Annotated in this window: 13 protein-coding genes; 10 read left to right on the top strand and 3 right to left on the bottom strand. The window is 37.4% G+C overall.

Annotated elements, in window-relative coordinates:
* Nucleotides 1–15 precede the first annotated feature (15 nt).
* The gene (locus ACP3VS_RS12900) at nt 16–651 is read left to right on the top strand and encodes an RNA ligase family protein (protein ID WP_012296123.1); all 636 of its coding nucleotides are present in this window, start codon (nt 16–18) and stop codon (nt 649–651) included.
* Between the two features lie 187 nt (nt 652–838).
* Here ACP3VS_RS12900 and ACP3VS_RS12895 read toward each other — a convergent pair whose 3' ends face one another.
* Nucleotides 839–2,029: a coenzyme F420-0:L-glutamate ligase gene (locus tag ACP3VS_RS12895; RefSeq protein WP_012296122.1), complete on the bottom strand. Its 1,191-nt coding sequence runs from the start codon at nt 2,027–2,029 to the stop codon at nt 839–841.
* Between the two features lie 113 nt (nt 2,030–2,142).
* Here ACP3VS_RS12895 and ACP3VS_RS12890 point away from each other — a divergent pair, with 113 nt between their 5' ends.
* Nucleotides 2,143–3,060 (top strand): LysR family transcriptional regulator, encoded by a 918-nt coding sequence (locus ACP3VS_RS12890; RefSeq protein ID WP_012296121.1) that lies wholly within the window; start codon nt 2,143–2,145, stop codon nt 3,058–3,060.
* Between the two features lie 15 nt (nt 3,061–3,075).
* Here ACP3VS_RS12890 and ACP3VS_RS12885 read toward each other — a convergent pair whose 3' ends face one another.
* On the bottom strand, nt 3,076–3,957 hold the full coding sequence (locus ACP3VS_RS12885; protein WP_031416752.1) for a LysR family transcriptional regulator: 882 nt from the start codon (nt 3,955–3,957) through the stop codon (nt 3,076–3,078).
* Nucleotides 3,958–4,070: 113 nt separating this feature from the next.
* On the opposite strand from ACP3VS_RS12885, the gene ACP3VS_RS12880 reads away from it, so the two are divergent.
* Nucleotides 4,071–5,090: a YeiH family protein gene (locus tag ACP3VS_RS12880; RefSeq protein WP_036217772.1), complete on the top strand. Its 1,020-nt coding sequence runs from the start codon at nt 4,071–4,073 to the stop codon at nt 5,088–5,090.
* 148 nt (nt 5,091–5,238) lie between these two features.
* Here the strand turns inward: ACP3VS_RS12880 and ACP3VS_RS12875 are convergent, their stop codons facing one another.
* Entirely contained in the window at nt 5,239–5,574 is a 336-nt protein-coding gene (locus tag ACP3VS_RS12875; protein ID WP_012296118.1) for a heme oxygenase, read from the bottom strand.
* 215 nt (nt 5,575–5,789) lie between these two features.
* Between ACP3VS_RS12875 and ACP3VS_RS12870 the strand changes: the two genes are divergently transcribed.
* The 7 genes from ACP3VS_RS12870 (at nt 5,790) to ACP3VS_RS12840 (ending at nt 11,738) form a co-directional block, all read left to right on the top strand.
* The gene (locus ACP3VS_RS12870) at nt 5,790–5,921 is read left to right on the top strand and encodes a hypothetical protein (protein ID WP_279382348.1); all 132 of its coding nucleotides are present in this window, start codon (nt 5,790–5,792) and stop codon (nt 5,919–5,921) included.
* 159 nt (nt 5,922–6,080) lie between these two features.
* Nucleotides 6,081–6,683: an SAM-dependent methyltransferase gene (locus tag ACP3VS_RS12865; protein ID WP_012296116.1), complete on the top strand. Its 603-nt coding sequence runs from the start codon at nt 6,081–6,083 to the stop codon at nt 6,681–6,683.
* Nucleotides 6,684–7,057: 374 nt separating this feature from the next.
* Nucleotides 7,058–8,278 carry an ABC transporter substrate-binding protein gene (locus ACP3VS_RS12860; protein WP_012296115.1) on the top strand — a complete coding sequence of 407 codons (1,221 nt, stop codon included), beginning with the start codon at nt 7,058–7,060 and terminating at the stop codon, nt 8,276–8,278.
* A 150-nt stretch (nt 8,279–8,428) separates the two neighbouring features.
* On the top strand, nt 8,429–9,304 hold the full coding sequence (locus ACP3VS_RS12855; protein WP_012296114.1) for a branched-chain amino acid ABC transporter permease: 876 nt from the start codon (nt 8,429–8,431) through the stop codon (nt 9,302–9,304).
* 12 nt (nt 9,305–9,316) lie between these two features.
* On the top strand, nt 9,317–10,252 hold the full coding sequence (locus ACP3VS_RS12850; RefSeq protein ID WP_031416743.1) for a branched-chain amino acid ABC transporter permease: 936 nt from the start codon (nt 9,317–9,319) through the stop codon (nt 10,250–10,252).
* The gene (locus tag ACP3VS_RS12845) at nt 10,252–11,031 is read left to right on the top strand and encodes an ABC transporter ATP-binding protein (protein ID WP_426388859.1); all 780 of its coding nucleotides are present in this window, start codon (nt 10,252–10,254) and stop codon (nt 11,029–11,031) included. Before ACP3VS_RS12850 ends, ACP3VS_RS12845 begins: the two co-directional genes overlap by 1 nt.
* Nucleotides 11,031–11,738, top strand: coding sequence for an ABC transporter ATP-binding protein (locus ACP3VS_RS12840; RefSeq protein WP_012296111.1), 708 nt, complete (start codon nt 11,031–11,033; stop codon nt 11,736–11,738). Before ACP3VS_RS12845 ends, ACP3VS_RS12840 begins: the two co-directional genes overlap by 1 nt.
* The last annotated feature ends 83 nt before the right edge of the window (nt 11,739–11,821 follow it).

Raw genomic sequence — 11,821 nt, 5'->3', positions numbered from 1 at the left:
GAAAGGAGTGTAAATATGACGAAATTAATGAAATACCCAAGAAGCTTTCATTTACCATGGAGCAGAGGCTATACCCATGATGACAAGGTTGCTAAAAATGTGAATCATTTTATTGGGAAAGAGGTTGTTGTCACTGAAAAGCTAGATGGAGAAGGAACAACGCTGTACAAGGACTATATGCATGCTAGAAGCATCCATTCAGCTAACCATCCTTCTAGACATTGGGTTAAAACATTCCATGCTAGTTTTTCTTATCAGATCCCAGATAGTTGGCGACTATGTGGAGAAAATATGTATGCTAAGCATTCTATATATTATCAGGCACTAACAAGTTATTTTTATTTATTTAGTATTTGGAATGAAGATAATATTTGTTTAAGTTGGGATGAGACGGTTGCCTTTGCGGAAAAATTAGGTGTTGAAACGGTGCCTGTTTTATACAGAGGGATTTTCGACGAGAATAAAATAAAACGAATGTTTACTGGGAAATCAATGTTTGATGGTGAACAAGAGGGTTATGTCATTCGAAATGCCGAATCCTTTCATTATGATGATTTTCAGTATAATTTGGGCAAATTTGTGAGACCTCACCATGTTCAAACAAGTGAACACTGGCTACAAGAAAAAGTAATACCTAACCGTTTAAAATAAAAGTAATTTCATTCATTTATGAAAAGGAATGAGAAAAATGTAATACTTCATAGAATCAATCAACCATAGTATATTATGAGGAAGTTGCTAGGCTGCATATCCCTTTCATCTAGGGATTACAGGTTCGATCCCTGTCATCCTCCATCCAAAAAAGAACTCTCGTCACTAGTACGAGAGTTCTTTTGTATTATTTAGTGTAATTATCGAAATAACCTTGAATGTAAATCATAGGCGTTCCTTTGTCTCCTGAACCTGATGTTAAATCAGATAGGGAGCCGATAAGGTCAGTTAAGCGGCGAGGTGTTGTTCCTTGTGCAGCCATTTGACCTGTTAAATCTTCATCTTTATTTTGAATATATTCAGAAATAGCAGCTTTTAACTCTTCTCCTCGAAGATCAGCAAAGTCATTGTCTGCTAAATATTTTAATTTAACCTCGTTAGGAGTTCCGTTTAATCCGGCTGTGAAGGCTGGAGAAACAACAGGATCTGCTAACTCCCAAATCTTACCCACAGGATCTTTGAATGCACCATCTCCGTAAATCATAACTTCTACAGTTTTTCCTGTAGCTTCTTTGATTTTAGCTTGGATACCGTCAACAATCGGCTGGCAAGTATGTGGGAACAACTTAATACTATCTTCTGTAGCCTTGTTAGAGCCAAGTAGACCATATTCAGCATTGAAACCAGAACCATTGATGGATTCAGCTAAAATATTATCAAGGCTATAAACTTTTTCAGCACCGTTTGCTGTTAAAATGCGCTTTGTGCGGAAACGTGAGTGAATATCACATGTTAGGACACTCTTTGTATAGTCTAAAATGGTTTTTGGATTATTGGAGAAGATGACCTCACATGTAGCCCCTTCTGCTTCAATTAACTCTTTATAGTATTCAATATAATCTACACCAGTAAATGTGTGCTTTTTAAAGCCGAAATGCTCACGGAATTCCACTTCATTTAATGTATCTGTCCAAGGATTAATGCCTTTTACATCTAACTCATCGATATCGACAAGATGATTGCCAACTTCATCAGATGGGTAGCTTAGCATTAAGACAACCTTTTTAACGCCTTTAGCAATACCTCGTAAGCAGTTAGCAAAACGATTTCGACTTAAAATAGGGAAAATAACTCCTACAGTATCATTGCCGAATTTCGCTGCTACGTCCACAGCGATATCATCAATTGTTGCGTAGTTCCCTTGTGCACGTGCTACTACTGACTCAGTTACGGTCACAATATCTCGATCTTCAATAGTGTAACCCTCTATTTTCGCAGCATTTAACACCGTATCTACAACAATTTGTTCAATATGATCGCCTTCGTTAATAATAGGACCACGAAGACCTCTTACAACTGTACCGATTACACGTTCCAACTTAATCTCTCCTCATTTAACTTTGATGTAAAATCCATATGATTTTACTATACGCCTCACTCATGATATAAGTAAAATTAATAGTTCATATACTAGCTATAAGGGGTGCTTATATGATAGGGAAATTAGATTTATACCGTGTTTTTAGTGTTGTAGCTAAAAATAATAGCTTTTCAAGAGCAGCCAAGGTTTTATATATGACTCAGCCTGCTGTTAGCCAAGCTATGATGCAACTGGAAAAAGAGCTGGGTACACGTCTTTTTAATCGAACGCCTAAGGGTGTAACTTTGACAACAGAGGGCAGTCTGCTATTTGAATATACGAATTCGGCTTTAGGACTTTTAGATGCGGGTGAAGAAAAGTTATTAGAATTTAAAAATTTAACAACCGGGCAACTAAAGATTGGCGTAGGAGATACGATTTCACGTTTTTTCCTTATGCCTTATTTAGAAGCATTCCATACGATGTACCCGAATATTAAGTTGGAAATGTTAAATGGTACTACCACTGAAATTTGCAATTTTATTAAATCGGGTGAGGTGGACATTGGTTTTTGTAATTTTCCCATAGAGGACTCGACATTACAGTTAACGGTATGTACGGATATTCAAGATATTTTTGTCTGTGGCGAGAAATATAAGACACTGGCTTCTAAAAGTTTAAGCTATGAGGATCTGTTAAAATTCCCGCTTATTTTCCTAGAGAAAAAATCGAATTCACGAAAATATGTAGAGGATTTTTTATTATCACGAGGGGTCCATATTGAACCTGAGTTTGAGTTAGGTTCACATGATCTTGTATTAGAATTTGCCCGTAGTAATTTAGGAATCGCATGTGTTACAAAGGAGTTTTCGAAGGATTATCTACACAGAGGACTTCTATACGAATTATCTTTAAATGGAAATATTCCACCCAGGAGTATAGGGATGTGCTTTTTAAAGACAGTACCCCTTTCTAGAGCGGCGACCAAATTTGTCGAAATCATTGAACATAAACGTTTTAATACTAGAAGAAGCATCAAAAAAGCTTAGCGACGGGAAGCGTCACTAAGCTTTTTTTGATAATACCTCAATTAATATATCAACATTCCGCTTATTTTTCATAGTTGGCGAACAAAGATAAGAAAATGTCCGCATAAAATGCTGTTCTTCAAGGGTCAGAATCGCCATATCGCCATTTTTTAACTCACGCTCAATGACACACGCAGACAGTAAGGAAAGCCCAAGTCCTTGCATAACGCTTTCTTTAACTCCCTGATTACTACTAATAGTTAACAATGATTGAATCTGTAAACCATTGGCTCTAAATAAATGATCTAAATAATAACGCGTGCCAGAGCCTTCCTCACGCGCAACCCAGCTTTGCTGTTGAAGATTGTCTGCAGTAATGGGCTGTTGCTTTGTTAGAGGATGATTGCTAGCACTGACAATAAATAACTCATCCTGCATAAATGGCTTTATTAAAAGTTCATTGTCATGAGCCTGTCCTTCTATCAGGCCAATATCAACTTGCAATAATTTTGTATATTGAATGATTTCTTTCGTATTACCAATAATAATTTGAAGCTCAAGTTGTGGGAAGCGTTGTTGCAAGCTAGCGATAATAGGAGGCAGTATGTATTCTCCTATAGTAAAACTGGCACCTATGACAAGTGTCCCTTGTACTTCTTGATGATAGGCTGCAATGTCTTCCTTAGCAGCCTCAGTTATCGCCATAATCTGCTTAGCCCGTTTATAGAGAATTTCACCAGTTGGTGTAATTTGTACAGATTTTGGCGATCGAATAAATAAAGTAGTTTGTAATTCCTGCTCAAGGTTTTTAATGTGTAAGCTGACACTTGGCTGTGAAATATGAAGTATTTCTGATGCTTTTGTAAAATTATTGACCTCTACTAGTGTGATGAACGTTTTTAAAGCCTCATATTGCATATCTACACCTCTAAAATTAGAAATTTTAATAGTAACAATTATATATATGTATTTTACTAATAGTGGACTTTTTAATAAAGTAGTACTCAACAAAGGAGAAAGAAGTGAACATCATGGTTAATGGACAGAACAAAGGGAAATACGCACTTCAATCAAACTTTCTGAAGGGAATATTACTAACACTCCTTCTTGCCTTAGTTGCTAAATATATTGCTACTTTTCCTTTCTTTTCAATATTAGGACAATTGGTCATTGCTATTATATTAGGGATGGCTTGGCGAGCAGCATTTAAAGTACAGGATTCCTGGCAAGTGGGAATTGCATTTTCCAGTAAGAAGCTATTACGATTCGGCATTATTTTATTGGGGATGCGTTTAAATTTAGCTGATATTTATCACGCTGGAGCAAATGTTTTTTTCATTGCAGTCATTAATTTATTATTTGCATTAATCGTAGTGTATGGTCTAACAAAAATATTTCACGTAGATCAAAAGCTAGGGATACTAACGGCTTGCGGCACTGCCATTTGTGGAGCTGCAGCTGTCGTGGCAATCGCACCTCAAATTAAAGCAAATGAAAAAGAAACTGCTGTGGGGGCAGCCATTGTTGCGCTATTGGGAACCGTATTTACACTTGTTTATACAGTACTTTATTCTGTTATGAACTTAACGCCAACAGAGTATGGCATTTTCGCGGGAGGTACCTTACATGAAATAGCTCATGTTATTGCTGCGGCATCTGCTGGTGGAAATGAAGCTATTGATATAGCGGTCATTGTAAAGTTAACTCGTGTCGCACTGCTAGTTCCAGTTGCCATTATAATCGGCATTTTCTATCGAAGAACGGCTAAAGGAGAAGAGACAAAAACATTTTCATTGTCAATCATACCTTGGTTTATATTAGGATTCTTAGCAATGAGTGCAATTAATTCATTAGGTATTATACCAGCTAATGTGGCGCAAGCCCTTGTAAATATTGCTTATATCTTAATTGCTATGGCGATGGCTGGTCTTGGATTAAATGTTGAGATTAAAACCTTTAAGGAGCTTGGAGTAAAGGCATTTGTTGCTGGTTTAATTGGCTCAGTTTGTCTATCTATATTAGGCTATATACTTGTTATTTTCTTATTATGATGTTGAAAAATATTGCACTGCCATATAACTAATCCATTTTTAAAGGATGTTGTACAAACTATCTTCATGAAAAAGACCCTGCATCGTATGTCAGCATGCAGGGCTTTTTAGATAGAATCAGAAGATCATGTATAAATATTTAGTGTGATTATGAACGTAAAGCTTCAATGGAAGATGCTAATTCAGCAACTACTATTTTGCTGCCGATAATCGGGCTATCCGTTTTTTCCCCTTCAGAGCCTGAACTTGGACGGTGATGGGCTGCAGCAAAGGCATCGCTATTGCGCCATGCCTGGAAATGCTCCTTGGATTCCCAATACATATTAACACTCATTTCGTCATAAGTAGGATCATCCGTTGAAATTAATACCTCTACTTTATGGAAGCCTTCAAATTGTTGTAAAGGACCTGGTTTTGTAAAGTTTGGAGCCATTCTTGCTGCAAAACCTGGTTTCACTTGAATGCGATTTGTAACAATAATCATGCTTTTCCCCCCTTATTTTCATTTACTAGGTTTTTGAATGAATTATCACTGATTATCATTCGCAATCAATGATAAGTGGCTTAGGAAGACATTGTCAATAGAAGTCCTCTTTATATTTTCATCGTAAGTAAACTTCTTCATAGATGCTGACATTTAACTGACATAATCCGGTGCTATACTAATTATAAGAGCTAGTAGTATCGAGGTGAACAAAAATGGTGCATATATTAGTAATAGAAGACGAATATGCAATTAGCCAGGTGTTAAACGTTTATTTAAAAAAGGTCGGCTATGGTGTAACACAAGACCGTTTAACAAAGAAGCCAATGGATCAATGGGAGGTCTAAGTGGCGGGCCTATGCAACGCCCCGATAAGATTGAGTGCCTATGGGTATAGATTTAAATGGAGAGGCCGTTAAAAAAATGACCATATCCAAACTTTTGGGTATGGGTTTTGCTTTTTCTCGTGCTAAAATAAAGCATTCTGTTCTTAGGAGTCCTTTCATATGAATGAACAACAGTTTGATAAATATTTGCATATTAAGACCGTGGGAGAACAATATGGTTTCCCAAAGCTTGCCCACTATCATCGTTATGAACCAACACCTTACAATGGGCTTGAACAATTATTTGCTATATACGAAATGCCTGACAACCCAGTGTTTATTGATATGGGCTGTGGAAAAGGAAGGGTACCCATTTATGTTCATCATCAATTCCATATTCCAACGATCGGAATAGAGATGGATGCTGGATTTTATGCAGAGGCAGAAGATAATAAACGAAGCTATCTTCAAAAAAATCGTTCACATGCACCCGTTACATTTCTTCATACGATAGCAGAGGCGTATGAAATAAAGCCGCGTGATAATGTATTTTTCTTTTTTAATCCCTTTTCTATTCACATTTTCCGCACAGTTATTCAGAACATTTGGCAATCCTATGAGCAACGAATGCGAGATATTCATATCATTTTATACTATCCACCCTATGATTATTTACAGTTTTTACATCAGGGAACACCATTTGAATTGCTTCATGAAGTGCATTTAGAAAATGAAACAAATATTAATGAACGTCTTTGTGTGTTCGAATTAAAGAAAGCATAGAGTGATGGGCAACCGTCTCTATGCTTTTTCCTGTTTTTACAGACTTATTTTCAGGGAAATAATTTATCAAAAACTAAAAATAACAAATATGTTCGGATTAATTCTTATCTTAAAAAAATGATAGCATATGATAGTTTTGTACTACACGATGGCTTGAATTAAAAGATAATTCGCAAATAACTAATTATACTGAAAAATCACTCTAGACTAAATATAAAGAATGTTTTACAATGTAAAAGTCATAAATGAATAATATTGTTCTGTCATTTTAGCTAGTTATAAATAATTATTTTTGCTATTGAGGAAATGAATGTATTTGTTTATAATTATCAGAAATATCTAATATTTTAGAAATTTTCAGGGGGAATTTAATTATGAAAGAGAGTAAAAAGCTTAAGAAGTTCGGTTCACTTTTAGTAGCATCTTCATTACTTGCTGGTGTACTTGCTGGTTGTGGTAACGGAGACGACTCAAGTTCAGGTGGTGGCTCATCATCAGGCGGTGGCTCATCTGATGGCGATACAATTAAAATTGGTGCAAACTTAGAGCTTTCAGGAAATGTAGCATCTTACGGTTCTTCAATCGGTCTGGGCGCAGAATTGGCTGTAAAAGAAATTAATGATGCGGGTGGTATTGATGGTAAGAAGATAGAACTGATTAAAGTAGATAATAAATCAGAAAACTCTGAGGCCACAGCCGCAGCTATTAAACTAGCAACGCAAGATAAAGTAGTAGCAATGCTAGCACCTGCAACTTCTGGGAATACAGTAGCAACGGTTCAAATTGCTAATCAAAATAAAATCCCGATTGTTACGGGCTCTGGAACTGCCCCAAATATTACAGTAAACGAGGATGGCAGCGTTAACGAATATGCATTCCGTACATGCTTTATTGACCCCTTCCAAGGGATTGTGGCAGCTAACTTTGCTTCAGGTGAGCTAAGTGCGAAAAATGTAGCTATTTTTGCAGACAACGCATCTGATTATGCAAAGGGTTTAGCAAAGTCCTTTAAAGAAACGATGACTAAGAGTGGTGGAAAAATTGTGAAGGAAGAAGCTTATGTAGCGAAGGATACAGACTTCCGTACACAATTAACAAATATTAAAGCAGCGAATCCAGACTTTATCTTTATCCCTGGATACTATGAAGAGGTTGGTTTGATTGTTAAACAAGCCCGTGAAATGGGTATTGATGTACCTTTAATGGGTGCTGATGGTTGGGATTCACCAACTTTAGTGGATCTAGCTGGGAAAGATGCATTAAATAATACGTACATTACTAACCACTATTCTGCGGAAGATCCAGATAAAAAAATTCAAGACTTTGTAAAGGCATTTAAAGCGGCAAATGGTGATAAGGCACCTGATGCGTTCAACGCACTTGGGTATGACTCTATTTACTATATTGCTGATGCAATTAAGCGTGCAGGCTCTACGGATGGGGAAGCTATTAAAAATGAATTAGCTGCAACAAAGGATCTTTCTTTAGTAACAGGTACTTTCTCAGTTGACGAAAACCATAACCCAATTAAAACAGCAACAGTTCTTGAATTTAAAGACGGTAAACAAGTGTTCAACTCTAAAGTTAATCCTTAATGTTTTGTAAGCAGCAAGGGGGAGGCGGGTAAACACGCCTTCCTTTTTTCTTTTTTATATAACTACAATAGCCGTATAAAACATAACTTTTTAGTATCGATGCATGTACAGATTTCTCATTTTTCAGAAAATTCAAAGGAGTGAAAGCGTATGGAATGGATACAGCAACTTGTGAATGGTATTTCACTAGGAAGTATCTACGCGTTAATAGCGCTAGGGTATACGATGGTATACGGTATTATCAAGCTGATTAACTTTGCTCATGGTGACGTTTTCATGATTGGTTCATTTATTGGCTTTTACGCAATTGCTAAATGGGAGCTTGGCTTTTTCCCAGCATTATTATTGGCGATGCTCATTTGTGCAATCTTTGGTGTTTTAATTGAACGGATTGCCTATAAACGTTTACGAAATGCAACACGTATCGCGGCATTAATTACAGCGATTGGCGTATCTTTATTAATTGAATATACAACAATTTTCTTCAGAGGCGCTCAACCAGCAGCATATCCTGAAGTTTTCAAAAATAAATCTTTTGACATTTTGGGCGTGCAAATTAGTAGTACATCCATTTTAATTTTATCAGTTGCTGTTGTACTGATGATTCTTTTACAATTCATCGTACATAAAACAAAAATCGGGAAAGCAATGCGTGCCGTTTCTCATGATGCGGATGCAGCACGCTTAATGGGGATTAACGTTGATAATACAATCTCGGCAACATTTGCCATCGGTTCCGCTTTAGCTGGCGCAGCCGGTGTTATCTTCGGTGTTTATTATACGAAGATTGACCCGTTAATGGGTGTTATACCAGGGGTTAAAGCATTTATTGCGGCTGTTCTTGGCGGGATTGGTATCATTCCTGGCGCTATGGTTGGTGGTATGTTATTAGGCGTTGTGGAATCCTTGGTAAGTGCTCTTGGCTTCTCTTTATGGAGAGATGCAGCAGCATTCGTTATTTTAATTTTGATCTTAATATTCAGACCATCGGGTATCTTTGGTAAAAATGCCCGTGAGAAAGTGTAGGTGAGCGGTTATATGAAAAAGTCTAAAGTTTTCTGGGGCTATGCCGTATTAGCGCTAGTCATCTATGCAGTTGTGCAATTATTGATTATGACCGAAGTCATTGATATGTACTATAAAAATATGCTGATTACGATGTGTATTAATATTATGCTGGCTGTCAGTTTGCATATTGTTATTGGTGTTACTGGTCAATTCTCGATTGGGCATGCTGGGTTCCTAGCCGTTGGTGCGTATGTATCAGCCATTATTACGACAAAGCTCATGTTGCCATTCCCATTGGCGATCTTATTAGGGGCAGTTGCAGCAGCTGTTGCAGGTCTTATTGTAGGTATTCCAACACTTCGTTTAAAAGGGGATTATCTAGCAATTGCAACATTAGGATTTGCGGAGATTATTCGTATTATTTTCTTAAATACGGATTATGTTGGCGGTGCAGCAGGGATGCAAGTTAAATATTTATCTAACTGGACGTATGCATTCTTTGGCGTAGTATTAACCATTCTTGTAATCTCAAACTTTACAAATTCACGTCATGGTCGTGCATGTATTTCTATTCGCGAAGATGAGATTGCAGCAGATGCTATGGGAATCAATACAACTTACTATAAGGTTGTTGCGTTCGCAATTGGATCTTTCTTTGCAGGGCTAGCAGGTGCAATTTTTGCCCATAACTTTTACATTATTCAACCGACGACTTTCGGTTTCTTAAAATCATTTGATATATTAATTTACGTTGTACTTGGGGGCTTAGGAAGTCTTTCAGGTTCTGTAATTGCTGCGGTATTCTTAACAATCGTATCGACGTATCTAGCAAACTTCCCTGAAACTCGTATGATTATTTACAGTTTAGTATTAATTATCGTGATGCTTTACCGTCCAACCGGATTAATGGGGACAAAAGAAATTACGGATTTATTTAAGTTTGGGAAAAAAGGAGGTACAAAATAATGGCTGAAAACCTTCTTATTAATGTGGAAAATATGGGGATTCAATTCGGTGGTTTAAAGGCCGTACAAGGTGTTAATATGTACCTCAATCAAGGTGAACTAGTGGGATTAATCGGACCTAATGGTGCTGGGAAAACGACTAGCTTTAATATGTTGACAGGGGTATATACACCAACAGAGGGGACCATTACATTTGGCGGACAGAAATTAAACGGGCTTGCACCTTACCAAGTAACGCAAAAGGGAATAAGCCGTACATTCCAAAATATTCGTCTCTTTAAAGAACTATCTGTTCTAGACAATGTTAAAGTAGCCAATCATTCGCTTGCTAAGCATTCGATGTGGTCATCAATTTTTCGCTTACCAACTCATTTTAAGGGCGAGGCAGAAATGGAGCTTCAATCCATAGAGTTTTTAAAAATCTTTGGTTTAGATGTCTATATGAATGAGTTGGCTAAAAATTTACCATATGGAATGCAGAGGAGATTAGAGATTGCCCGAGCATTAGCGGCAAATCCAAAGCTCTTATTATTGGATGAACCAGCTGCCGGGATGAATCCGCAGGAAACGCATGATCTTATGGAATTAATTGCGTTTATTCGTAAGGAGTTTGGCTTAACCATATTACTGATTGAGCACGATATGAGCTTAGTAATGGGTATATGTGAGCGCATTTATGTACTTGATCATGGACAATTAATTGCTCACGGGACACCAGAAGAAATTCGCAACAATCCAAAGGTAATAGAAGCGTACCTTGGTGAGGAGGTTATCGGCTAATGCTAAAAGTACAAAATATAGATGTTTATTATGGCAACATTCAAGCATTAAAGGGCCTCTCTTTAGAAGTAAACGAGGGTGAAATTGTAACACTAATCGGTGCAAATGGTGCTGGGAAAAGTACATTGTTAAAAACATTGTCAGGTTTATTAAAGCCAAAAGGTGGCATCATTGAATACGAAGGCTTCTCTATTGCAGGGAAAGCAGCCCAAACCATTGTTAAATCGGGGATTTCCCACGTTCCAGAAGGACGTCGTGTTTTTGCCAATATGTCCGTAGAAGAAAACTTAGAGCTTGGTGCCTATTTGCGTAATGACAAAGCAGGAATAAAAAAAGATATGGACCATGTTTTCGAATTATTCCCTAGACTAATGGAGCGTCGCAAACAGCTATCAGGAACATTATCTGGTGGGGAGCAGCAGATGCTTGCAATGGGTCGTGCTTTAATGGCAAAGCCCAAATTGCTATTAATGGATGAGCCTTCAATGGGGCTCGCACCGCTAATGGTAAAGAATATTTTCAATATTATTGAACAGGTGAATAAAGAGGGGACAACAGTATTGCTTGTTGAGCAGAATGCCAATATGGCACTGTCTGTCGCTAACCGTGCGTATGTGCTCGAAACAGGACGCATTGTTTTATCTGGTTCAGCCAAAGAGCTTCAAGAAAGTGAACAAGTAAAGGCTGCTTATTTGGGTGGTTTATAATGGGGAGGGCGTCTCAACAATGAGGGGCCCTTTTCAATGTTCTCCCTATTAAATAATCGAAGGTAGCATTTTACTATTCATTT

This window comes from Lysinibacillus sp. VIII_CA (assembly GCF_049943995.1).
GTDB classification, from domain to species: Bacteria; Bacillota; Bacilli; order Bacillales_A; family Planococcaceae; genus Lysinibacillus; species Lysinibacillus pinottii.
The sequence above is the reverse complement of the archived record's forward strand: the minus strand, read 5'-3'. Positions and strand labels throughout refer to the sequence as shown.

Bases quoted from the DNA above. Each gene is read 5' to 3' on its own strand.
- ACP3VS_RS12900 (WP_012296123.1), top strand. From the start codon at position 16: ATGACGAAATTAATGAAATACCCAAGAAGCTTTCATTTACCATGGAGC.
- ACP3VS_RS12890 (WP_012296121.1), top strand. From the start codon at position 2,143: ATGATAGGGAAATTAGATTTATACCGTGTTTTTAGTGTTGTAGCTAAA.
- ACP3VS_RS12885 (WP_031416752.1), bottom strand. From the start codon at position 3,957: ATGCAATATGAGGCTTTAAAAACGTTCATCACACTAGTAGAGGTCAAT.
- ACP3VS_RS12880 (WP_036217772.1), top strand. From the start codon at position 4,071: ATGGTTAATGGACAGAACAAAGGGAAATACGCACTTCAATCAAACTTT.
- ACP3VS_RS12875 (WP_012296118.1), bottom strand. From the start codon at position 5,574: ATGATTATTGTTACAAATCGCATTCAAGTGAAACCAGGTTTTGCAGCA.
- ACP3VS_RS12870 (WP_279382348.1), top strand. From the start codon at position 5,790: ATGGTGCATATATTAGTAATAGAAGACGAATATGCAATTAGCCAGGTG.
- ACP3VS_RS12865 (WP_012296116.1), top strand. From the start codon at position 6,081: ATGAATGAACAACAGTTTGATAAATATTTGCATATTAAGACCGTGGGA.
- ACP3VS_RS12860 (WP_012296115.1), top strand. From the start codon at position 7,058: ATGAAAGAGAGTAAAAAGCTTAAGAAGTTCGGTTCACTTTTAGTAGCA.
- ACP3VS_RS12855 (WP_012296114.1), top strand. From the start codon at position 8,429: ATGGAATGGATACAGCAACTTGTGAATGGTATTTCACTAGGAAGTATC.
- ACP3VS_RS12850 (WP_031416743.1), top strand. From the start codon at position 9,317: ATGAAAAAGTCTAAAGTTTTCTGGGGCTATGCCGTATTAGCGCTAGTC.
- ACP3VS_RS12845 (WP_426388859.1), top strand. From the start codon at position 10,252: ATGGCTGAAAACCTTCTTATTAATGTGGAAAATATGGGGATTCAATTC.
- ACP3VS_RS12840 (WP_012296111.1), top strand. From the start codon at position 11,031: ATGCTAAAAGTACAAAATATAGATGTTTATTATGGCAACATTCAAGCA.